The organism is Corallococcus aberystwythensis (assembly GCF_003612165.1).
In the GTDB taxonomy this organism is placed as follows: Bacteria; Myxococcota; Myxococcia; order Myxococcales; family Myxococcaceae; genus Corallococcus; species Corallococcus aberystwythensis.
In genome coordinates this window covers 8,533-31,701 of the sequence record NZ_RAWK01000031.1, presented here as the reverse complement: position 1 = coordinate 31,701, position 23,169 = coordinate 8,533, and the positions used below count along the sequence as shown (strand labels likewise).

The window sequence follows — 23,169 nt, the reverse complement described above, 5'->3', positions numbered from 1 at the left end:
GCGCCGATGTTTCCTGTTCGACGCCGCGCCCGTTACACCCTGCTCGTGGGAGCGCTCGCGGCGCTGCCCGTCATCGCGCAGCCCACCGTTTCCCAGCCGTCCGTCATTGCCCGCAGCGAAGAGGGCATGACGTGGCAGCCTCGCGCCATCCGCGGTCCGGTGGCGCTGGAGGACCTCCGGGGCCACGCGCCCTACGTTCCCAGCGGCGTCCCCCAGGTCACGGGCGCGATGGAGGTGAGCGCGAAGAAGGGCGCGGCCGTGTGGCTGGGCCCGCTGGACGTGGTGCGTGTCACCGGCCCCGCCGGAGCGCTGCGCTTCACCCGCGTGCCGCTGTCGGAGGGTGACGAAGCGCCCGAGCTGCGCGTGGAGGAACAGGGCGTGCCGGAGCGCCCGGGCCGCTGGTACCTGGCGGAGCCCATGGGCGCCGGCAGCATCTGGTGGGTCACGGCGACGAAGAACGCCCGCATCGTGGTGGAGCGTCCCACGCACACGTCCACGGCACGCACCGAGGAGCGGATGCGGGACGCGCTCCTCAAGTGGGTGGACGGCAAGGGCCCGCGCCCGGCGCTGGCGTTCGACGCGGCCACGCGCGCGCGGCTGGACGTGGACGCGGCGCTGGAGGCGGAGCTCGTGAAGGATGAGCCCCCTTCCTCGCCCTTCCGGACCGCGGTGCGCGACTGGCGCAAGGCCGCGGCGCTGCGCGAGTGGGCGCTGGTGTCGCCGCTCTACGGTCAGGCGGTGCGCGTGGAGCGCCCGCGTCCCACCGGCACGGAGGTGGTGCTCGAAGGCATGGACGCGCCCTGGGTCCGCCCGGAGGTGAAGGGCTCGGTCTGGGCGCTGGAGCTGGAAGGCCCGGGCGTGTTCTCGCTGGAGGCGCGCGCCGTGCTGGGCAACGGCGCGCCCGCCGAGGCACCGACGGTGGAGGTCTACGGCGTGGGCGGAGTGCTCGCGCAGGCGCAGCTCACGCCGCAGCCCGCGTGGGCGGAGGCGTCCGAGGGCGCGGCGCTGCCGGACGGCCGCACCGCGCGGGTGCTCGCGTCGGGTGAGCGCGTGGGCATCGTGGAGGAGCTGCGGGTGGCGCTGCCTCCGGGCAAGCACAACTACCGCGTGAGCTGGAAGGGCCCCGCGCCCATGGTGCGCGCACGCGTCGCCACGCGCCGGCCCACGCTGTCCGAGGCGCTGTCGCACACGACGCACTGGACGGAGCTGGCGGAGAAGGCGTGGGAGGTCGTGAAGCAGGACACCGCCGCCCGCCCGTCGCTGCTGCGTCAGCGGCTGGTGGCGCTGATGCCGGACCTGGCGCGCGGCACGTACGGACGGATCAAGACGGAGGGCCTGTCGCCGCTGCTGCGCGCGATGGCCGCCCTGAGTGATGGCGACACGGACGTGGCCGTGGAGGCGCTGAAGGGCACGGACGCGTCACCGCTCGCGTGGCACGTGCGCCTCCTCACCGCGAAGAAGCTGCTGGACTCGGGCAAGCCGGACGTCGCGCACGCGCTGCTGGGCACCGCGCCCGCGCTGCCGGACGCGGGCTTCCTCACCGCCGAGGCGTCGGAGCTGGTGGCCCGCCTGCCGCTGGGAGATCCGCTGCGCAGCCGCGAGCTGGCCGCGCTGGAGTTGGCGTGGCGTGCGGAGCCGCTGTCGGAGGACATCCGCCGCAACTACCGCGCCGCGTGGTGGCGCGCGAGCCGCTGGTCGCAGGTGGCGCCCACGCCCCGTGAGGACGGGACCGAGGTGAAGGCCTCGCAGTGGCTGGACCTCCAGGGCATGGAGGCTGACGCGTCCATGGCGGGCAGCGCGATGTGGCCGCTCGCCGTGGGCGGCACCACGCGCGTGCAGGCCACGGGGCTCGCCGAGGCCCCCACCCTGCTGCGCGCCTACGTGATGACGCCGCCGGGCGCGAAGGCGAACCCGGTGCTGCGCGTGGGGAGCAACGCGTTCCCGCTGTTGCCGCTGTCGGCGGTGGAGCCGGTGGAGATTGCCCTGCCTCCGGGTGAGCACGCCCTGAAGCTGGAGGGCGCGGAGGGGACGCGCGCGTTCCTGTCGCTCGCGCCCGCGAAGGCGGAAGGCGCGCCGGGTGAAGTGGGCTACGTGCGCTCGCAGTGGCCGGTGAAGGTGGACGCGAAGGCCGTGCGCTTCCGGGTGCCGGACGCGAAGCTGCCCTCGCCCGTGCGCGTGCAGTTCCGTCCGCTGAACGCGGAGGCGGGCAAGCCCATCGTGGTCCGCATGAACACGGACGTGGGCCATCCGCGCCGGCTGGTGCTGATGCCGGGCGCCGCCAGCGCGCGCCACATCGCGCTGGAGGGTGCGAAGGGCACGTCGTCCGCGCCGGTGTCCGCGGTGGTGACGCTGCCCGCGCAGGCACGCGAGGTGTGGTTCGAGCCCGAGGATCCGAAGGTGCAGCTCGCCGTCTCGCTGGCGGTGCGCCGCGCCGAGGTGGCCACGCCCGAGGAGTCCCCTGCCCCGCCGCAGCCGCAACAGGCAGGCACGGCGTACGAGACGCTCCAGGCGCTCTCCCGCACGCTGCGCACGGAGCCCGGTGACGTGGAGCCGCGCCTCGCGCGCGCCGAGCTGCTGTCGTCCTTGCAGGAGGACGGCTTCGCTCGCGCGGACGTGGGCCGGCTGCTGGACGCGCAGGCGAAGCTGACGCCGGAGCAGCAGCGGCGCCTGCTCTCGCTGATGGACCGCATGTCGCAGGCGTCCCCGCGCACGGTGCGCTTCGCCCAGGCCATCACGCAGCCCACGCTGGTGTCCCCTGGCTTCGCGGCGCTGGGAACTGACGGCGCGAACCTCTCGGCCACCAGCGCCCAGGTGCGCGAGGGCCACGCGGACGCGGCGCTCGCGGCGGTGTCGGGCGACAAGAGCCTCGCGGGCCGCTATCTGCGCGCCCGGCTGCTGTCGGCCTCCGGTGAGGACGCGGCGGGTGCGCTGGCGATGGCCGCGCTGTACCGCGAGACGGGCCTGCCGCAGGTGGGCCTGGAAGCGCTCGGTATGCTGGAGCGGCTGCAGGACTCGCCCCAGGCGTGGAAGGACGGCGGTGCGCCGCTGGGTGCCGCGCTCGCGGGCCAGCTCCAGGCGTGGGCGGATCATCCCGGCGTGCGCCGCATGCGCTTCACCGCGGGCCGCTGGACGCGCTGGGAAGGCCTGCGCGACGCGGAGGAGACCGCGGGCTCGCTCATGGCCACGTCGGAGGCCGGCGCGGACGACGAGGACGTCGCCATGTCCGTGCGCAAGGCGCTGCTCGCGCCCCCGTGGAAGCTGTCCGAGGCGAAGCTGCTGCCCGCCGGTGCCTCGCGCGTGATGAGCCTGGTGGTGAAGCAGCCCCGGCCGCTTGGGGCGGAAGTCCTCTGCGGCACCACCCCGCGTCCGGGCGTGGACGCCACCGGCACCTGCGCCTTCGCGCTCCGCGTGGACGGCCGCGTGGTGCGCGAGCTGAAGGTCGCCGAAGGCGAGACGGCCATCCTGGGCACACGGCTGGAGGTCCCCGGCCGCCACCAGGTGGAGGTCGTGATGGCCCGCGCCGACACGCAGCAGACCGGCCTGGTGCGCTTCGTGGAGTCCGAGGAGGCCAGCGCCAACGCCCGCGTCGTGGCGGCCCCGCAGCCGCTGTCCCTGCTGCGCAGCCGTCCGGGCGCGCCGGTGGTGATGACCGTGCTGGGCCCCACCGCCCTGCGCGTGCGCGCCACCGCCCTGGGTCCCACCGCGGGCCGCGAGCTGCTCCTGCGCAGCACGCCGCTGCCCTCGGGTGACGGCACGGGCGGCTCCAGCGCGGAGGAAGGTCCGCTCATGCACCTGGGCCTGCCCGCGGACGCCGACCCCGGCCTCCAGGGCGCGTCCCAGCCGCTGGGCCGCATGGGGGAGACGTGGCTGCTGCTGCCCTCGCGCGGTCCGCACCGCGTGAGCCTGGAGTCGCCCTCGGGTGAAGCCCTGGTGCAGGTGCAACTGGGTGTCGCCGCGGATCCGAGCGCGCTCGCGGCCCCGTCGTGGGCCCAGGGCACCACGGGCCTGGAGCCGCTGCCCTGGCCCGCGCTGCCGCCCAGCCTGTCGCTCCTGCCGGAGGGCATGCCTCCGGAAGCGCGCACGGGCGGCCTGGGCATGGTGTCCGCGGAGATGGGCTACCGCAGCGAGGACGTGGAGGAAGGCGAGCTGCTCAACCGCCCGCTCCAGACGGGCCTGGAGGTCCGCCTGTCCCTGCGCCGTGAGCTGTCCCCGGGCCGCGCGTGGCTGCGCTTCACGCCCGAGGCGCGCTATCCGTTGAACCAGACCGCCGTGCTCGGCGGCACCGTGGCCGGGTATGTGAACCAGCTGCCCGGCGACCTGCGCCTGTCCATGCAGGGCTCCGTGTTCACGCAGACCATCGACGGCGCCATGCGCTGGAGCGCGCGAGGCCGCATCGCGGCGGACCGCTACCTGCGCCTGTCCCCGGACGTGGGCCTCATCCCCGGCCTGGGCCTGACGCTGGAGTCCATGCAGGGCGGCAGCGCGGTGGAGTCCACGCGCTACGACCAGAACGTCTACTGGCTCTACGGCAAGGACCACCCGCGGCGCCTGTCGCCCCGGCTGTCCCTGCGCTGGCAGCCGTTCCAGGACCACGTCGCCACGCTGGGCATGGCCGCCACGAGCAACGCCAACTTCTACACGATGGACAACGCGGGCGCGTACGCCAGCTGGGCGGCGGCGCTGGGCGGCAAGCTCCAGGGCACGCGCGTGGAACTGGGCTACGGCGCTTCCCAGCGCTTCCAGGATGATCACCGCGCCACGGCGTACCTGCGCCACCGCGTGTCGGGCCGCCTGGACTGGAACGTGTGGATGGGCAAGGGCGGCAACCGCCTCATGCTCTTCGCGGAGGACCGCGCGTTCCTCTCCGGCCCGTACGGGATGCAGAACATGTTTTCACTCGGAGCGCGGTGGGATTGGACAGGTGGACGTGGGTTGCAGGACGTCACGCCCACCGAGGAGGAGTTCGAGGAGTTGCTGGATGAACGACGTTTGCAGCCCTGAGAAGTCCTGAGCTGTCGTGATCCGAACGCGTGCCTGGGGGGGCCGGGCAGGTTTCTCAAGCAATGAATAGCTCTGGCCGCGACATGCACCCGGCGAACGAACCTCTCGAATCCCAGCTGCTGGAAGCCCTGCCCCCGCTGCACCGCCGTGTGCGGGGGGCCTCGGTCGAAGTCCTGGCCCAGCGGCTGGTGGAAACCTGTCCCCGCCCGGCCGGCCTGGAAGGGCTGGCCCCGTGGCTGGGCGTGGCCCTCGAGGCCCTGGAGACGGAGCTGGCCGCGGTCCACGCGGAGATCGTCCAGTTCACCCGCCAGCACAACGAGGCGGTGGATGACGCCGCCCGCCGTCAGGTCCTGGTGGAGCACCTCAAGTCCACGGTGAAGGACCGCAAGGACCGCAAGGAGGACCTGCGCGCCCTGGACCGGTGGATGGGCTTCGACGCGCTGCGAGAGCGGCAGGAGAAGCGCCGCCACAAGCTGCTGATCGAAGAAGAGACGGCGCTGCGCGCGCTGACGGGCGTGCTGACCACGGCCCCCGCGCAGGAGCTCCAGCCCGCCGCCGTGCCGCTGGCGAGGCAGCTGCTGGACCGCGCCGTGGACGCGCCCCGGGCGCAGAACCGCTTCGCCGCGCTGGAGGCCTTCCGGCAGCTGGCGCAGGCCGTGCCGGGCGTCGCCGCGTCGCTGCCCGAAGTGGGCCCCACGTTGACGAGCCTCGCGGGCCAGGAGGACGTGAGCCCGTTCTTCCAGGCGGAGGCCCTGCGCGCGCTGCTCACGGTGGACGCGCTCACGGGCGTGGCCCTGCTGCGCCAGAGGCTGCGCGCGACGGCCCCGTCGGAGCGGGACTTCCTCTTCCGCCGTCAGGTGCTGGAGCAGTGCGCGCCGCTGCTGCCGGAAGAGCACCGCCTGCCGCTGCTCACCGAGGTCGCGCACCACGACCCCAGCGAGTACGTGCGCATGGGCCTGTGCGCCCTCATCGCGCAGCGTCCGGAAGGCCAGCCGCTCTTGCGCCGTCTGGCGGGCCTGGAGTCCGTGCCGGCCGTCTCGGGACAGACGCTGTCGGAGCCCAGCCCGCGCGTGCGCACCGCCGCCGTGCTGGCCGCGGTGGACGCGGCGCTCGCGGCCCCAAAGGTGAAGGGCCCTGCGCTTCAAGTATTGGTGGATGTGCTGAGCCGTGACACCGCGCCGCTGGTGCTGCGCGTGTCGTGCGAGCGCGCCGCCGCGCTGGCGGAAGCGCTGGGGGCCGCGGGCCTGGGTCCCGCGCACGCGGCGCTGCTGGACGCGGTGGAATCGCTGACGACGCAGCCGGGCGCCTCGGGCCCGGTGGTGGAGGCCGCCGCTGCGGCCGCGCAGGTGCTGCGCCGGGTGAAGGACCCCGTGCGCCAGGCGTGGACGGCGTTCCTCGCGGGCCGCGTCTCCAAGCTCCGCCCGGGCAGCCGCACGCGCCTTCCGCTCCAGCCCGCGCCGGAGAACCTGCCGCCGCTGCCGGAGGGCCCCGGGTTCCTGGGCGCCATCCTCGCGGACCTGTCGCAGGACGGGCACGGCCTGTACGCGGAGCGCACGGACAAGACGCTGACGCTGTGGCACGGCGACCGGCAGGAGCGCCGCCTGTGGCGCGTGTGGCACGAACTGGGCCGCCCCGCGCCGAACAAGCGCCAGGCGTTCCTGCACACCACCGGCCGCGTCATGTCCGGCACGCTGCGCGCGCACCCGGGCCACCTGGACGAAATCACGGAGACGCTGGTCCCCGGCGAGCGCGTCCACGTGGCGAGCCAGGGCAGCTGGGGCCGCCACCTGCCCACGGTGGACGACCTGCTGGACATGCCGCTGTCGAAGGACGGCAAGGTGCACCTGTTCAGCAGCCACGGCGAGACGGTGCTCGTGCCGCCCGCGTCGCGCCTGCGCCGGCTGACCAACCGCCTGAAGGTGTCGAAGGACTACCGGCGGCTCGCGACGCTGCGGCTGGACTCGCTGGGAGGCGAGGAGCCCCGCGAGCGCCGCCGCTTCGTGGAGCACGTGGAGCGCGACCTGGGCGTCCAGGTTCGCTTCACGCCGTACGGCCAGAACAAGCAGGTCCCTTCTCCGCTCGCCACGCTCTTCCAGGAGCCGGAGGCCGCACCGAAGCCCACCTCCACGCTGCACACGCCCGCGCTCCTGGGCCTGCAGAGCGGGTTCCTGGCGCTCCTCACCGAGCGCATCATGGAGAACGAGGGCTACTTCCTGGGGATGGGAGGCAACGGCATCGCGGCGCTGGGCCTCTTCACCGCGGCGCTCTTCTCCGTCTTCCTGGGCGACACATACGTAAAGCGCCAGAACGTGCGGAAGTCCCGGGAGAAGATTCCGCTCGTCATCGGCGGCTGGGGCACGCGCGGCAAGTCCGGCACGGAGCGCCTGAAGGCGGCGCTCTTCTCCGGCATGGGCTTCGAAGTGTTCGCGAAGACGACGGGCTCGGAGGCGATGTTCGTGCACAGCGCCCCGGGCGCCGGGCCGTCCGAGTTCTTCATCTTCCGCCCCTACGACAAGGCCACCATCTGGGAACAGAAGGACATGGTGGAGCTGGGCGCGCGCCTGGGCACGGAGGTGTTCCTCTGGGAGTGCATGGCGCTTCAGCCCAACTTCGTCGAGCTGCTCCAGAACGACTGGATGAAGGACGACTTCGCCACGCTGACCAACGCCTATCCGGACCATGAGGACATCCAGGGTCCCGCGGGCATCAACGTCGCGTCCGTCATCACCAACTTCATGCCCAGGGGCGGCCGGGTGGTGACGACGGAGGACCACTTCCTGCCGCTGTTCAAGCAGGCCGCGCAGGAGAAGGACACCACGCTGCTGCACAGCGCGTGGTGGGAGGCGGAGCTGATTCCCGAGGAGTTCCTCGCGCTGTTCCCCTACCGCGAGCACCCGCGCAACATGGCGCTGGTGGCGACGCTGGCGGAGCAACTGGGCGTGTCGCGGCCGTACGCGCTGGCGCTGATGGCCGAGCACGTGCAGCCCGAAATCGGCGTGTTGAAGGTCTTCCCGCCCGCGATGGTGCGCGGCCGCCAGCTCCAGTTCATCAACGGGCACTCGGCGAACGAGCGCACGGGCTTCATGAACAACTGGATCCGCACGGGCCTGGGGGACGTGGATCCGGATGCGAACCCGGAGCGCGCGGTCATCACGGTCATCAACAACCGCTGGGACCGCGTGTCCCGCTCGGAGGTGTTCGCGCGCATCATGGTGGAGGACGCGCCCGCGGACCGGCACGTGCTCATCGGCACGAACCTGGAGGGCCTCCAGAAGTACGTGCGCGACGCGCTGGACAAGCACCTGTTGAGCACGGAGGTCGTCGCGGCGGAGGAGGTCGCGAGCCCCGAGGGCCAGGCCCGCGCGGAAGGACGGCTCGCGAAGGAGCTGGCGAAGCTGAAGGTGCCGCGTCCCACGACGGTGACGTTCATGGACCGGCTGGAGCGGTACGCGTCCGGCGCGGGACTCCAGGCCACGGCCACGCTGGCGCTGACGGCGGCGGTGGGCAAGGCGCTGGAGGGCGGCGACGACGACGTGAACGTGGAGAAGGTGCGCCGCACGCTGGAGCGCGACGTGGGCCCGCTCATCGACGAGGCCCTGTCGCCGGTGTCTCGCGCGCAGCCACAGGCACTCCCAGAGGTGCTGACGGCCGCGACGAAGGATGAGGTGCGCGAGCACGCGCTGTACCTGCTGGCGCGCATGGCGGTGCACGCGCGGCTGAAGGCGCTGCTGCCTCGCGGTGAGGCGGACGCGCAGGGACGCGTGAAGGCGTTCCACGCGAAGTTCCGCGACGCCTACAAGGCGATGATGCTGGAGCAGCTGGTGCCGGTGTCCGACTCGCAGGCGACGGGCGACCAGGTGGTGGACGCGTGCGCCCGCGCGGTGCCGCCCGGGATGCAGGTGAGCATCATGGGCGCGCAGAACATCAAGGGCACGGGCCTGGACTGGGTGTACCGCTGGATGGCGCTGGACCGGGTGACGACGGCGCTCAAGGCGCTGGAAGGCACGTCGGTGGAAGCGCGGCGGCGGGCGCTGGAGTCGCTGGAGACGTTCGACGACTCGGGCTTCGTGGACGCGGGCCTGGCGCGCACGGTGCTGCCGGGGCTGGTCAGCAAGGCCGCGTCGCCGGACGAAGCGGACCGGCTGCGCAAGCTGGCGGAGCGCGCCCGGGCCAGGCACGAGCTGAAGATTTCGGCGCTGACGCACACGGCGGCGGGCGGTGCGACGCAGGTGGTGGTGCGCAAGCTGGAGAAGGTGTTCGACTACCTGGACAGCGTGACGCGCCGGCGGCTGAGCGAGATGTTGCTGGAGGACCTGGAGTCAGGCCGCGTGTCGCACGCGCGCGCGGCGGTGGAGACGCGCAAGCTGTACGAGCGCCAGAAGGGCGGCTGGCTCTTCCGCGGCCTCAAGAAGCAGCCGAAGCGGCTGGCGCCGGTGCCCGTGGAAGCGCCCGTGCCCGTCGTGGCGGAGGCGCCGCTGCCGGCGCCCGCGGAGGCGGTGTTCAAGACGGACGTGGGGCTCCCCGGCACGAAGGTCACGGTGCCGGTGCGCTTCGTTCCGATGGACACCAACGCGATGGCGAAGGGCGACGGGCCGGTGCTGCTGCGTGACGAGCCGCTCAAGAAGCAGGGCCCGGAGGTCCTGGGGCCCGAAGCGGCGGATGACGCGGGCGAGCCGCTGTCCTGAGTCCCCCCGAGCGCGACACCCGAGGAGAGAGGTTCATGGAGGAGAGTCCCATCACGGACGCGATGCTCGGGGAGCGCGTCCCTTCCCTTCCCCGCCAGAACGCGGTGGAGTCCGCGCCGCACAAGCGGGTGGAGCCCCTGCGCGTGGAGGAGGTCCGCGACCTCGCGGCCTTCGACGCGCTGGAAATGGAGTGGAACGCGCTGGTGAAGCGCGTGGACGACCAGGTGTTCTACCGGCACGAGTTCGTGCGCTGCTGGATTGAGCACTTCGCGCCGGGAGCGAAGCTGCGGATCCTCGCGGCGAGGAACGCGTCGGGCGGACTGGCGGCAGTGCTGGGGCTCCAGGAGGAGCAGGGCCACCAGTACGGCGTGCCGGTGCGGCAGCTGTCGTCGCTGACCAACAAGCACTCCTGCCGCTTCGACCTCATCGCGGAGGAGCCCAAGCGGGCCGCGGTGGCCTTCCTGTCGCACCTGCTGGGCGACCCCAGCTGGGAGGTCCTCCGGCTGTCGGACGTGCCGGAAGGCGGCGCGGCGTGGGAGCTGCTCCACGCGGCGAAGGGCGCGGGCATGCCCTGGGGCGCGTGGCCGAGCGCTCGCTCGCCCTATCTGGTGTTGCCCTCCACGGTGGCGGCGTGGACAAAGGGCCGCGGCAACGCGAAGCCGCTGCGGCGCAGGCGCAGGCGCCTGGAGGAGAAGGGCCGCGTGGAGGTGGAGCGCGTGGCCGGAATCGAGGGCCTGGGGTCGAAGCTGGAGGAGGCCTTCGCATTGGAGCAGAGCGGCTGGAAGGCGCAGGAGGGCACCGCCATCGCACAGGCCGTGCACCGGCGCGGCTTCTACACGGGGCTGGCGCGCACGGCGGCGGAGCGCGGCTGGCTGGGGTTGTATTTCCTGCGACTGGACTCGCGTCCCATCGCCTTCCAGTACGGCCTGGAATACGCCGGTCGCTATCTCGCGATGAAGCCGGGCTACGACGAAGCCTTGTCGGAGGTGAGCCCGGGGCACCTGCTGACGGAGAACCTGATCCAGGACTGCATCGGAAGGGGCCTGGGAGAGCTGGACTTGTTGGGGGATGATGCCCCCTACAAGCGCGAGTGGACGGAGCAGACCCGGCAGCACCACTGGCTGTTCATCTACCGGGACACGTGGATGGGGCAGACGCTGCAGCGGTCGAAGTTCCGCTGGGCGCCGGTCGCCAAAAGGATGGTGGGCAGATGGGTCCGACGGCGCTGACGTTCTACCGGGCCGCGAAGCGGCTCCAGGCGCTCCAGGTGCCAAGGCTCGCGAGCATGGTGGCCACGGTGGGCGACCGCATGCACAACAGCCACGTGGACACGAAGGCCCTGCTGCACCCCACGGTGGAGCTGGGCTACGGCGGCATCGGCGTCATCATCGCGCCGGGCGTGGAGATTGGAGAGCGGAGCTTCATCTCCCAGAACGTGAGCCTGGAGCCCCTGCCCGGACACACCGGCGCGCCGCGAGTCGGCCGGGACGTCTACATCGGCGTGGGCGCGCAGATATTGGGCCCGGTGACGATTGGAGACGGAGCGAAGATTGGCGCCAACGCCATCGTGATGGATGACGTGGCGCCGGGTGCCACCGTGGCGGGCATCCCCGCGAAGGAGCTGAAGCGGCAGGCTCCTCCCACGGGGACGTAAGGCTTCTCAGCTGCCCTTGGGCATGTTCAGCGCCATCGCGACCAGCGAGAGGGTCAGGTCCTCGGGCTGGTAGGGCTTGAACGGGTTCAGCGTCGTGCCGGTCGAGTCCAGGTGATCCAATCCGGACAGCGTCACCGACTTGGAGCCGGGGATGAACGCGTCCTGCGGCAGCACCAGGCCGTCCGACTTCACGCCGTAGCGCTGGTGCATGTACTCCTGCATCGCGAACAGCGGCGACGTGGGGTTCGCTGTCGTGGAGGCCATGCTCACGGTGGGAATGCCCGAGGGCATCGGGTGCTTCGCCAGGAACTCCTTGCGCGAGTCGTACGTCAGGTCCTCACCGGCCTGGATGCTGCCGCCGAGCGCCTCGACCGCGCCGCCCACGCCGTAGCGCACCAGCGGGTTGTCCAGCAGGTCCTGCGCCATGGGCGAGCCGCCGTACGGCGACTGGATGGTGACCAGGGCGCGCACGTGCTCCTTGAGCTCCGGGTACATGGACAGGGCCGCCGCGGAATCCAGGCCGCCCTTGCTGTGGCCGATGAGCACCACCTGCTTGCCGTTCTTCGAAGCCTCCAGCACGGCCTTCCGGACGATGGCGGCGTTGTGCTCCACGCCCATGTCCGTGTCCACGGGCACGCGGCCGACCTGAAGCCCCTGCGCCTCGAGCGCGTCCAGGTTCTTGTCGAAGTAGATCTGCTTGGGCGCCGCCTCCGAAAGCAGCCCGCCCACCGCCAGGAACACGCAGTCCTTGGCCTCGGGGGGCATCACGTTCTGGCCCGCGCGCACGGCCTGGTTCAGCTTCATGAACTCCGCGGTGGAGTCCTTCGCCGGCGGATACGCCTTCTGGATCCACCCGATCTTGTCCGCCTCGCCCTTGCCGGGCCAGGGGATGGGAAGACGCAGCGCATTAACCTGCTGCGAACCCGCCGGAGTGGCCGAGGTGAAGCGGTCGCCCTTCACCACCGCGTTGTAGCCCGTCACGGCATTGGGCCGGACAGGGGCCTCCGGAGCGACCCGCGTCGTGGACGGCGTGAGGCTGGAAGGGCGCGTGACCTGGACCATGAGGGGACCTCGGGAGGGGGGAGCCGAGTAGTGCAGCGGAGAGGCTTGCCTACATTGTCGGTAAATGGCGCCGGGAGTTGCGTGTCCTGTTCCAGGCCCCTGAGAAGGCAAGAAGGCGGACCGTTCATCGTTGAACGAATTCATGCTCCCGCAGTGTTGTTGGGGGCCCCATGCCCAAGGTACCAAGCCCCATGAACATCCCCCTCCGTCCCAGTGGCATTCCCGCGGTGGGGGACCTGCCCTGGGGCTCCCACTTCTGCCAGTTCTACGGCGACCGGGATGACCTCGTGGACTCGCTGGTCCCCTACTTCAAGGCGGGCCTGGAGAACAACGAGCACTGCCTGTGGGTCACGTCCGAGCCGTTCGCGGCCACGGATGCCCGGACGATGCTGCGCAACGCCGTGCCTGACCTGGATCAGCGCATGGCCCGGGGACAGATTGAAATCATCGACCACCGCGACTGGTACATGCAGGCCGGGGGAAAGAGCCCGGACGAAGTGCTCCAGGGGTGGGTGGACCGGCACGGACGGGCGCTCGCGCAGGGCTACGCCGGACTGCGCCTGACGGGGAACACCTACTGGCTGGAGCGTCAGGACTGGTCCGGCTTCGTTGATTACGAAGCCCGCGTCACCGACACCTTCAAGAGCCACAACATCATCGGGATGTGCAGCTACTGCCTGGACAAGTGCGGCCCGATGGATGTGCTCGACGTGGTCCGCAACCACCAGTTCGCGCTCATCCGGCAGGCGGGCGCCTGGGAGCTCATCGAGAGCGCGTCGGTGAAGAGCGCGAAGGCGGAGCTGCACAAGCTCAACGCCGAGCTTGAGCAGCGCGTGCGGGAGCGGACGGCGGAGCTCCAGCACGCGCTCCAGATGCGCGAGGAGTTCCTCACCGTCGCGTCGCATGAGCTCAAGACGCCCATCACCTCGCTCCAGCTCTACATGGAGAGCCTGCTTCGCTCCAATGAGAGAGGCACGCTGACACCCGACCTGGCGGCGCCCAAGCTCCTCAAGGCCAAGGAGCAGTGCCGGCGCCTGGAGAACCTCATCAACAAGATGCTCGACGTCTCGCGAGCCTCGGCATCGGATGATCCGCTGCCCATCGAGCCCGAGGAGGAGGTGGACCTCGCGGAGGTGACCCGGAGCGTGGGCGAGGTCTTCACCGAGGCGCTTCAGCGCGCCGGCTGCCAGCTGCGCCTGCAAGCGGACCAGCCCGCCGTGGGCCATTGGGACCGGATGCGGCTGGAGCAGGTGGTGACGAACCTGCTGTCCAACGCCATCAAGTACGCCCCGGGCACCGAGGTGGAGCTGGCGGTGCACCCCAGCAAGAACAGCGCGACGCTGGTCGTCCGCGACGGCGGACCGGGCATCCCCGAGGAAGCGCAGCAGCGCGTCTTCGAGCGGTTCGTGCAGCTGTCGCCGAAGTCCCACGCCGGGGGCTTCGGGCTGGGGCTGTGGATCGTCCGGAGCATCGTGGACGCGCACGGCGGAAGCATCCAGCTGGACAGCAAGCCGGGAGAGGGAACGACCTTCAAGGTCGAGTTCCCGTCCCAGCGAAGCGCGTAGGGCCCCGGGAAGGGCTTCACCGGGTCAAAGGCTCACGCCCGTCAGCGAACCAGATACGCCGGACGGGTCCATCCGCGAGCTGCTCCTCACGCAAGATGATGCCATCCGCTCCGATGGTGCACTGCCGCGTGCGAGTTCCATGCTCCGTGCGGACCGCGCACGCATAGAACCCACGAGGCACGCCCAGGTCGTCCCGCGTCAGCAGCAGCCAATGATCCCGGAAGGCCAGGGCCAGGAGCATCAGCGCGGCACACCCTGTCAGCAGCCAGGGGGCCATGCTTCTCTCGCGAGTGGACGCCATCTCAGAACTCCGGCTGTTCATACCAGGGACGCTGCACCGGATGACGCCTCTCCCAAATCCATTCGGCAACACCGTCCCACTTCCCGCGTTTCGCCCAATAGCGGACCTGGAAGCCCAGGGGCACCGTCTTCCAGTAGGTGGCTGACCAGGGCTGCATGACCTTCCACACCGCGCTCCCAGGCACCAAGACTCTCGACGGTTGCGAGGACCACCTGGCGAACTCCTCCTCCGCGAGTTCATGCCCCCCCGCCTCAAGGCAGTGTTCTTCCCCGTCACTCCAGCCCTTGGAGTAGCGGCTCCAATCCGCTCGGGTCATGGACTCCCACGCCGCGCCACCCTCGGACGTCAGGCCGTACCAGAAGCCCGAGTAGTGCCCTGGCTTGCATTGGCTCATGGCGAACGCGCTTTCGATCTCCGGCAGCGACCGGGCGCGACCGTCTGAATCCTCACGCGTCACCTCGATGAGCCCTGCCTCGCACAGGGAGGCCAGCATTGGCGCCAGCTCCCGCGCTTCCAACCCATGGGTGCGGCGATTGGTGATGACCTCGATGTCGAGGCTCCCCAGGACCGCCAGGTTCTCCCTCGACTCCACGACGGCATCCAGGAACCAGAAGCTCCTGCGATCAACGCGCATGACCAGGCCCTGGCGAAGCAAGCCGCTCGCTCGCATGTGGGCCGCGGCCATTGTACCGCGACCGTTGCTCCGGGTCCGGAACCTGGAGCCCCAAGCGTTGGCGGCAGGGCACCCACAAGGGCCCCGGCCGCTCCCCTGCCCTCCTGGCGTCAGCCCTGCCTACATGGGCCGTCCCCCAGGGGATGACCCGTCCAGGAACTGCTGCGCCCGGCCCTCTTGTGGCATATACCCACACCATGCCTTCCGCCCTCACCGCCTCCCAGATCCGCGAGGCGTTCCTCCAGTTCTTCGAGGAGCGCGCCCACCGCCGTGTCGCCTCCTCATCGCTGGTGCCCGTTGGCGACCAGACCCTGCTGTTCACCAACGCCGGCATGGTCCAGTTCAAGGACGTCTTCACCGGCCGCGAGCAGCGGGACTACCGCCGCGCCACCACGTCCCAGAAGTGCGTGCGCGCGGGCGGCAAGCACAACGACCTCGACAACGTGGGCTACACCGCGCGCCACCACACGTTCTTCGAGATGCTCGGCAACTTCTCCTTCGGCGACTACTTCAAGGCCGACGCCATCTCGTTCGCCTGGGAGTTCGTGACGAAGCGGCTGGGTCTGGCCATCGACCGGCTCGCCGTCACCGTGTTCAACGGTGAGAACAACATCCCCTGGGACGAAGAGGCCTTCGAGCTGTGGGCGAAGGAGGGCGTGTCTCGCGACCGCATCCTGAAGCTCGGCTACAAGGACAACTTCTGGGCCATGGGCGACACCGGCCCGTGCGGCCCCTGCTCCGAAATCCACTACCACCAGGGCGACGACATCCCCTGTGTGGAAGAGGCCGCGGGCAGGAAGTGCCAGGGCGTCGCGTGTGATTGCGACCGGTGGCTGGAAATCTGGAACCTCGTGTTCATGCAGTTCGAGCGCAAGGAGAAGGACGCGCCGCTCATCCCGCTGCCCAAGCCGTCCATCGACACCGGCGCCGGCCTGGAGCGCATCGCGTCCGTCGTCCAGGGCAAGCGCTCCAACTACGACACCGACCTCTTCCAGGGCATCCTCGCCACCGTCAGCGAGCTGTGCGGCAAGCCCTACTCGCAGGAGACCGGCGCCTCGCAGCGCGTCGTCGCCGACCACGCCCGCGCCACCGCGTTCCTCGTGGCCGACGGCGTCCAGCCCTCCAACGTGGCGCGCGGCTACGTCCTGCGCCGCATCATGCGCCGGGCCATCCGCCATGGGGACCAGCAGCTGGGCATCAAGGAGCCCTTCTTCTTCAAGGTCGTGGACCGCGTCATCGAGCTCATGGGCGACGCGTTCCCCGAGCTGCGCGACGGCCGCACCTTCATCCTCGAAGTAGCCAGGCACGAGGAGGACGGCTTCCGCCGCACGCTCGACCGCGGCCTCAAGCTGATGGACGAGGAGCTGTCCAAGCTCCAGGCCTCCGGCGGCAAGATGATCTCCGGCGACGTCGTCTACCTGCTGCACGGCACCTACGGCTTCCCGTGGGACCTCACGCAGATCATCGCGCGCGAGCGCGGCTTCGACGTGGACCTGGAGGGCTTCAAGCAGCTCCAGGAGAAGGAGGCCGCCAGCCAGGACTTCCACGGCGAGAAGAAGTCCACCACGGAGGTCTTCCAGACCGTCCTTTCGCGCACCGCGCCCACCCAGTTCCTGGGCTACGACGGCGAGGGCCACGAGGGTGAGGGCAATGTCCTCGCGCTCGTGCAGGACGGCGTGGAGGTGCCGCAGGTCTCCGCGGGCGCCACGGTGGACGTGGTGTTGGATCGCACGCCCTTCTACGGCGAGTCCGGCGGCCAGCAGGGCGACACGGGCCGCATCGTCGCGCACGGCGGCAAGACCGTGGCGCAGGTGAAGGACGCGCAGCGCCCGGTGCAGGGGCTCATCGTCCACACCGTGGAGTTGAAGGAAGGCACGCTGAAGGTCGGCGACATGGTGCAGACGTCCGTGGACGTGGAGCGCCGCAAGTCCATCCGCGCGAACCACTCCGCCACGCACCTGCTGCACAAGGCGCTCAAGCGCGTGCTCGGCGAGCACGTGAAGCAGGCGGGCTCCGTCGTCGCGCCGGACTTCCTGCGCTTCGACTTCTCGCACTTCTCCCCCGCCACCCAGGAGCAGCTGGAGCAGGTGGAGGACCTGGTGAACACCTGGGTGCGCGACAACGCGGATGCCCAGACGCGCGTGATGAAGCTGGACGAGGCGAAGAAGTCCGGCGCCGTGGCCATGTTCGGTGAGAAGTACGGCGACACGGTTCGCGTCGTCACCGTGCACCCGGAGTCCACGGAGCTCTGCGGCGGCACGCACGTGAAGCGCAGCGGTGACATCGGCCTGTTCAAGGTCACCAGCGAGAGCGGCGTCGCTTCCGGCGTGCGGCGCATCGTGGCCGTCACGGGCGTGGGCGCGCTCCAGTTCGTGCGTGAACAGGAGCACGAGCTCAAGAAGGTCGCGGCGCTGTTGCGCACGAACCCGAAGGAGGTCGCCACCCGCGTGGAGGCCACCCAGAAGCGCGTGAAGGAGCTGGAGCGCAAGGTGGAGGAGGTCTCGGTGAAGGCCCAGTCGGCCTCGCAGAAGGACCTCATGGACCAGGCGCGCGAGGTCAACGGCATGAAGGTGCTGGCCACGCGTGTGGACCCCGCGGACGACAAGGTGTTCCGCGGCATGGCGGATCAGCTGCGCGACCGCATCGGCTCGGGCGTCATCGCCATTGGCGGTGAGAAGGACGGCCGCGCCGTCATCCTGGTGGCGCTCACCAAGGACCTGGTCGCCAAGGGCATCAGCGCGGGCAACCTGGTGCGCGAGATGGCCAAGGAAGTGGGCGGCAAGGGCGGCGGCAAGCCGGACATGGCGCAGGCCGGTGGCCCGGACGCGGACAAGCTGCCCGTGGCGCTGGAGAAGCTCTACGAGCTGGTGAAGGGCGCGAGCCCGGCGTGAGTCCTCGCGCTTCATCCCGCACCCTGGCGTTCCTGACGGCGGCCCTCCTCCTGGGGGGCTGCACGAAGGAAACCTCCACGTCCGAAGAGGGCCAGGAGGCCGAAGCGCGCACGCTCCAGAAGCTGCGTGCGGAGGCGGACCGGGTGAAGCAGGGCGGCGCCACGACCCCGCGTCCGCGGCCTGCCCAACAGGAGCCGGAGGAGTCGAAGCTGGCGGTCCTGGCCGCGGGCCTGGGTGACAACGGGCCACACAAGCTGCGGCTGCCCGGGAAGAACGACACCGTGCACGTGGACACGGTAGCCGTGAAGGTGACGGGGCTGGAGGCGTCGCACTCGGTGAAGGGCGGCTCCGGCAAGGTGGGGCTGGGACTCACGACGGAGGACCTGTTCCTGCGCGTGGAGCTCATCACCCAGAACGTGGGCGGGATGCCCGCGCCGCTGACGTTGGATGGCGCGAAGGTGACGGACGCGAAGGGGCAGATGTATCCGCTGGCGCGTGACGCGCAGGCGGTGGCCGGCACGAAGCCCCTGCCCACCACGTGGGCGCCCGAGCAGCGCACGGAAGTGGTGCTGCTGTTCGAGGTGCCGCCGGACGCCGTGCAAGACGATGGGCTGGCGCTCGTGGTGCAGGGCTCCGGCGGGGACGTGCGGATCCCCTTGCGATGACCGGGCCGGCCCCCAAGCTCCTCCCCCTGCGCATCCGACTCCCGTACACGGAGGAGGAGGAGTTCATCGAGCGGTACGGCTCGAACGTGGGGCGCGGTGGAGTGTTCGTGGCCACGCGGGCGCTCAAGCCGGAGGGCACGGGGCTGGCGTTCGAGTTCGTCCTCGCGGACGGCACGCGGCTGCTCCGCGGTGAAGGCGTGGTGCTCAAGGCGCAGCCGGATGCGGGGAGTGCCCGCACGGGCATGACGGTGCGCTTCACCAAGCTGGATGCGGCGAGCAAGGCGCTCATCGACCGCATCGTCGCGCGGCGGAGCGGGACGGAGGCAACGGTGGCTCCGCCCGCCGCGCCCAGGACGGACGCCGCGCCGCTGCCGCCAGGGCTCATCCGGCGGACTCCGGCCGTGAATCCGTCACGGCCTGTCGCACGCGCCGGCACGGAGACGGTGCCTGCTTCGCTGGAGACTCTGGCGAAGACCTCCCACGAGGAACCCTGGACGCGCGGCGCGACGCCGAAAGCGTCCATGACGTTGCCGGCCGTGCAGGTGCCCGTGGCCGTCACTCCGCCAGACCTGGCGGAACCGGACGAGCCGGTGTCGCTCTTCCCGGAGCACGCGGCCGAGGAGGAAGAGGAGCTCGCGCCCCTTCCAGACGTGGGCCTTTCGCGGAAGGAGCGGAGGGTTCCGGCTGGCGAGGGGATGCAGCGGGCGACCCAGGAGATGTTCACGGTCCATCCGGCAGCGGAGCAGCGGCCTCCCGCGGCCTCCGGCACCTTCGCGGCCGTGATGCCGCCCCCGGTGGACGCCGGGTGGGCTGCACAGGGTCCGGCGGATCCAGCGCCGCAGGAGCCAGCTGACGCTCCTGAGGGGGGTGATGCCTCCGAGTCAGGCCCCTTCACCTCCGCGTCGGTGGATGCGTTTGATCCGAACGCCGTGCTCGGAGCCCCGCATGCTCCCGAGCATTCCGGGGGGAGCGCGGAACCGGAACGTGTCGAGGCGCGGGCCAACACCGACGAGTCGTTCGATTTCGACGTCGACCTCAACATGGAGCCGGAGGAGAAGCCCGCTCCGGCAGCCTCCAGTTCCTCGTTCGCGCCAGAATCCGACGCAAGGGGGCTCGCGGCCGAAGCAACGCCGCATGAGGGAGCCGCCACGGAAACAGCGCTCCCGACGGAGGAGCACGTCCCTGCGGCAGCCCCCGAGCCCGCCGCGGTAGAAGACTTCGCCCAGGCGACGTCCCATCCCTCGGAACCGGCTGCGACGCCGAACCAGCGGGAGGCCGAGCGCCTTCGCGCGTGGGGCATCGACCCGGAGACCCTCCCGCACGAGCTCAGCGCGGCTTCCGAGGATGTGGATCCGTTCAGCGCGGCGCTTGAACAGGCTGTCGAGGCCACGGAGCCCACAGCGAGTGAAGACGCCGCCGCGTCACTCACCGATGCGCCAGGACACGAGCCGAACACGCAGCCCACGTCCGACACGACCTCGGCCGAGAATTACAGCGCAAGTTGGGAGTACGCACCGGCTGCTGGATTCTCGGCTCCGCAGGAAGAGGACGACGCATCGGCAGTCGTGGTCGAACCGCCGGCAGAGGATGCATGGACAGCGCTTGTCGGATCCGCTCCGCTGGCTCCATCCGACGACACGGCCGCTTCTGAGAACGAGCAGTCTTTCGCGGCACCGCCAGCCCCCTTCGCGGAAGACGCATCGCCCGAAATTGAACCCGCGCGGGTTCAAACGCCCGAGCACGGAGAACCGCTCGATTCGGTTCTGGATGAGGAGTCCCCTCCCCTTTCCGCATCCACGGATACGGTCGCTGCCGAAGCGGTGCCGACCGACGCCGAGGAGGAAGCTTCTTCCCCTGAAGAAGCGCTGTCCGCATCCCCGGCCGCACCGGGCACAGCGCTCCACGAAGAGGCTTCGCCCCCGCCTGTCTCCGCCACGGAGGACACGGCCTCCGCGACCGCTTCGGCTTCCGATGATCAGCCGTCCATCGGGGAAGCTTCAGCCGCGACAGAGCGCTCGGACGAAGTGGCGTCCACGGGTACGGCAGCGTCCATCCACGTCCCGGTTGACGCCTCCGTTACAGCCGTCGCTGACTCACCGCCGGTTCCGGACGAAGCCACGCCCTCCGCCGTGGAGCAGTCTCCAAGCGACCACGATGCCGCCGCTCCAGTCAGCGCGACTTCGGAGCAACCGCCCTCGCGAGAACCCGCTGCGCTCCAATCCCCGGATGCCATCGAAGCCACGTCCCCGGTCAGCGCGGCTTCGGAGCAACTGCCTGCGCGGACATCCGCCGCACCCCAAGCCCCGGATGCCATCGAAGCCACGTCCCCGGTCAGCGCGGCTTCGGAGCAACTACCTGCGCGGACATCCGCCGCGCCCCAATCCACGGATGCCCTCGAAGCCACGGCCCCGGTCAGCGCGACTTCGGAGCAACTACCTGCGCGGACATCCGCCGCGCCCCAAGCCCCGGATGCCATCGAAGCCACGGCCCCGGTCAGCGCGGCTTCGAATCAACTGCCTGCGCGTACCTCCGCCGCCCCCCAAACCCCGGATGCCATCGAAGCCACGGCTTCGGTCAGCGCGGCTTCGGAGCAACTGCCTGCGCGGACATCCGCCGCGCCCCTATCCCCGGGCGCCGTCGAAGCTACGGCCCTGGTCAGCACGGCTTCGGCTCAACCGCCTTCGCAAGCACCCGCCGCGACCCACGCCCCGGGCACCCGCGAAGTCCCTGCCGTAGTCAGCACGGCCTCGGATCAATCCCCTTCGCAAGCACCCGCCGCGCCCCAATCCCCGGGCACCTTCGAAGCCACGGCCCCAGCCAACACGGCTTCGGAGCAACCGGCATCGCAAGCACCCGCCGCGCCGGAGTCCCCGCGCGTCGACGACGCCGCTGCTCCCATCAGCACGGCTGCGTCCCAGACCTCCGCCGCGACACCGTCCCCACGGACCGACGAAGCCGCCCCACCGCCCTCCGCAGAGGCACAGAGCAGCGCCGCCACCGCGCGCAGCCGCCGCCGCACGCTCTTCGACATGGCCCCCGCCGTGCCCGTCACCGGGCCCGCGGCGGCGGAGGTCGTGCTCGGCATCGACGTGGGCACCTCCCAGGCCCGCGTGGCAGCGTTCATCGACGGCGTCGCCATCCCCATCCCCATCCCCGGCACCGACGGCACGGGCCTTCCCTCCGTCATCGCGGTGAGCAGCTCCGGCGAAATCCAGGTCGGAGCCGCTGCCCTCGTCGAAGCCTCCCGCGCTCCCCGCCGCGCCGCGGCCGGCCTCAAGCGCCTGCTCGGCGTGCGCGCCCGCTCCCCGAACCTCCGCTGGCTCTCCCCGCAGCTGCCCTTCCCCATCGCCACCGACCTCCACGGCGACGCGAGCGTGGAGCTTGGCGGCCGCGTCATCGCGCCCACCCTCCTCACCGCCATGCTGCTGCGCGAGCTGCGCCAGGCGGCCACCACGTTCCTCAACCGCAAGGTGACGCGCGCCGTCCTCTGCGCGCCCTCGCACTTCACGGAACGCCAGCGCGCCGCCCTGCGTGAAGCCGCCACCATGGCCGGCCTGGACGTGCCCCGCGTGCTCACCAACAGCGCCGCCGCGGCGCTCGCGTACGCACACGGCCGGGGGCTCGCGCGCAAGCGCGTCCTCGTCGTGGACCTGGGCGGCGGCGGCCTGGAGGTCTGCGTCGTGCAGGTCACCGGCGATGACCTGGAGGTCGTCACCACCGGCGGGGACCCCACCCTGGGCGGCATGGACTTCGACGGCCGCATCGCCGAGGCGCTCGTCAGCGACCTCTCCGAACAGGGCCACCCCCGCCCCGAACACCTGCTCGACTGGGGCCCCCTGCGCACCATCGCCGAAGCCACCAAGGAGACCCTCTCCACGAAGGACTCCGTGGACGTCACGCTGCCCACCGGCCCCGGCCCCACGCTCGACCGCGAGCGCGTGGAGGCCCTCACCGCCGACCTCGCCCAGCGCGTCGTCTCCGTCACCCGCGAGGTGCTGGAGTCCAACGCCCTCTCCCCTCAAGGCCTGGACGCCGTGCTCCTCGTGGGCGGCCAGTCCCGCGCGCCGCTCGTGCGCCGCCGCCTGGAGGAGAGTCTGGGCGTGCCCGTGCGCGACGACGACGTGGACGCCCGCACCGCCGTGGTGCGAGGCGCCGCGCTGCTCGGCCACGCGCTGCTGCTGTCGGAGACCGGCAAGCCCGCCGCCAGCGTCTCGGAGGTGCTCACCGCCCCCATCGGCGTCGCCGAGGACGCCGGTACCTTCCGCCGCGTGCTGGAGCGCAACACCCGCCTGCCCACGGCCAAGACGCTCGTCATCCCCGTCACCACCCCCGGCCCTCAGGTGCTCGCCTTCTTCCAGGGCACCGCCGCCACCGCCGCGGAGAACGAGTGGCTCGGCGCCCTCTCCCTCACCGTGGAGCGCCCGGGCGAGGTGGAGGTGCACCTGGAGCTGTCCACCGACGGCACCCTCGCCTTCAGCGCCACCCTGCCCGGCGCGAAGCGGCAGCCCGTGGTGCTCGCGACGGAGGACCTGGACGACGCCACCCGCGACGCCCTCGTCGCCCGCTCGCCCTTCCACACCGAACCGGAGGCCCGTCCGAGCGGCCTCTTGTCCGGTTTGAAGAAGCTCTTCGGCCGGCGCTGAAGGCCCTCGGCCTCCTGGCTCCGTCCACG

General features: G+C 71.1%; 11 protein-coding genes. 8 read left to right on the top strand and 3 right to left on the bottom strand.

The window, feature by feature from the left end:
* The first annotated feature begins 6 nt into the window (after window positions 1-6).
* The 4 genes from D7W81_RS07140 (at window position 7) to D7W81_RS07125 (ending at window position 11,340) form a co-directional block, all read left to right on the top strand.
* Entirely contained in the window at window positions 7-5,001 is a 4,995-nt protein-coding gene (locus D7W81_RS07140) for a hypothetical protein (RefSeq protein ID WP_120554571.1), read from the top strand.
* Between the two features lie 62 nt (window positions 5,002-5,063).
* On the top strand, window positions 5,064-9,686 hold the full coding sequence (locus D7W81_RS07135) for a hypothetical protein (protein WP_147445372.1): 4,623 nt from the start codon (window positions 5,064-5,066) through the stop codon (window positions 9,684-9,686).
* A 35-nt stretch (window positions 9,687-9,721) separates the two neighbouring features.
* Window positions 9,722-10,915: a GNAT family N-acetyltransferase gene (locus D7W81_RS07130; RefSeq protein ID WP_208721203.1), complete on the top strand. Its 1,194-nt coding sequence runs from the start codon at window positions 9,722-9,724 to the stop codon at window positions 10,913-10,915.
* Window positions 10,897-11,340 carry a serine O-acetyltransferase gene (locus D7W81_RS07125; RefSeq protein WP_120554569.1) on the top strand — a complete coding sequence of 148 codons (444 nt, stop codon included), beginning with the start codon at window positions 10,897-10,899 and terminating at the stop codon, window positions 11,338-11,340. The genes D7W81_RS07130 and D7W81_RS07125 overlap by 19 nt, the downstream gene beginning before the upstream one ends.
* A 6-nt stretch (window positions 11,341-11,346) precedes the next feature.
* Here D7W81_RS07125 and D7W81_RS07120 read toward each other — a convergent pair whose 3' ends face one another.
* Window positions 11,347-12,402 carry an esterase/lipase family protein gene (locus D7W81_RS07120; RefSeq protein ID WP_120554568.1) on the bottom strand — a complete coding sequence of 352 codons (1,056 nt, stop codon included), beginning with the start codon at window positions 12,400-12,402 and terminating at the stop codon, window positions 11,347-11,349.
* A 191-nt stretch (window positions 12,403-12,593) separates the two neighbouring features.
* Between D7W81_RS07120 and D7W81_RS07115 the strand changes: the two genes are divergently transcribed.
* On the top strand, window positions 12,594-13,967 hold the full coding sequence (locus D7W81_RS07115) for an MEDS domain-containing protein (RefSeq protein ID WP_158621480.1): 1,374 nt from the start codon (window positions 12,594-12,596) through the stop codon (window positions 13,965-13,967).
* Between the two features lie 16 nt (window positions 13,968-13,983).
* On the opposite strand, the gene D7W81_RS07110 is transcribed toward D7W81_RS07115, so the two are convergent.
* Together D7W81_RS07110 and D7W81_RS07105 are read right to left on the bottom strand one after the other, a co-directional pair.
* Window positions 13,984-14,244, bottom strand: a complete 261-nt coding sequence (locus D7W81_RS07110; RefSeq protein ID WP_147445371.1) for a hypothetical protein — start codon at window positions 14,242-14,244, stop codon at window positions 13,984-13,986.
* 25 nt (window positions 14,245-14,269) lie between these two features.
* A complete protein-coding gene (locus D7W81_RS07105) occupies window positions 14,270-14,902 on the bottom strand; it encodes a hypothetical protein (RefSeq protein ID WP_147445370.1) in 633 nt (210 codons plus the stop codon).
* 236 nt (window positions 14,903-15,138) lie between these two features.
* Here D7W81_RS07105 and alaS point away from each other — a divergent pair, with 236 nt between their 5' ends.
* The 3 genes from alaS to D7W81_RS43310 are packed head-to-tail and all read left to right on the top strand — an operon-like array spanning window position 15,139 to window position 23,140.
* Window positions 15,139-17,832 carry an alanine--tRNA ligase gene (gene alaS / locus D7W81_RS07100; RefSeq protein WP_120554564.1) on the top strand — a complete coding sequence of 898 codons (2,694 nt, stop codon included), beginning with the start codon at window positions 15,139-15,141 and terminating at the stop codon, window positions 17,830-17,832.
* Entirely contained in the window at window positions 17,829-18,497 is a 669-nt protein-coding gene (locus D7W81_RS07095; RefSeq protein WP_120554563.1) for a DUF4352 domain-containing protein, read from the top strand. Before alaS ends, D7W81_RS07095 begins: the two co-directional genes overlap by 4 nt.
* Entirely contained in the window at window positions 18,494-23,140 is a 4,647-nt protein-coding gene (locus tag D7W81_RS43310) for a TIGR02266 family protein (protein ID WP_244227023.1), read from the top strand. The genes D7W81_RS07095 and D7W81_RS43310 overlap by 4 nt, the downstream gene beginning before the upstream one ends.
* Window positions 23,141-23,169 lie beyond the last annotated feature (29 nt).

Excerpts from the sequence above, each read along its gene's own strand:
- alaS (WP_120554564.1), top strand. The coding sequence starts at position 15,139 with ATGCCTTCCGCCCTCACCGCCTCCCAGATCCGCGAGGCGTTCCTCCAG.
- D7W81_RS07120 (WP_120554568.1), bottom strand. The coding sequence starts at position 12,402 with ATGGTCCAGGTCACGCGCCCTTCCAGCCTCACGCCGTCCACGACGCGG.
- D7W81_RS07130 (WP_208721203.1), top strand. The coding sequence starts at position 9,722 with ATGGAGGAGAGTCCCATCACGGACGCGATGCTCGGGGAGCGCGTCCCT.
- D7W81_RS07110 (WP_147445371.1), bottom strand. The coding sequence starts at position 14,244 with ATGGCCCCCTGGCTGCTGACAGGGTGTGCCGCGCTGATGCTCCTGGCC.
- D7W81_RS07135 (WP_147445372.1), top strand. The coding sequence starts at position 5,064 with ATGAATAGCTCTGGCCGCGACATGCACCCGGCGAACGAACCTCTCGAA.
- D7W81_RS07115 (WP_158621480.1), top strand. The coding sequence starts at position 12,594 with ATGAACATCCCCCTCCGTCCCAGTGGCATTCCCGCGGTGGGGGACCTG.
- D7W81_RS43310 (WP_244227023.1), top strand. The coding sequence starts at position 18,494 with ATGACCGGGCCGGCCCCCAAGCTCCTCCCCCTGCGCATCCGACTCCCG.
- D7W81_RS07140 (WP_120554571.1), top strand. The coding sequence starts at position 7 with ATGTTTCCTGTTCGACGCCGCGCCCGTTACACCCTGCTCGTGGGAGCG.
- D7W81_RS07125 (WP_120554569.1), top strand. The coding sequence starts at position 10,897 with ATGGGTCCGACGGCGCTGACGTTCTACCGGGCCGCGAAGCGGCTCCAG.
- D7W81_RS07105 (WP_147445370.1), bottom strand. The coding sequence starts at position 14,902 with ATGCGCGTTGATCGCAGGAGCTTCTGGTTCCTGGATGCCGTCGTGGAG.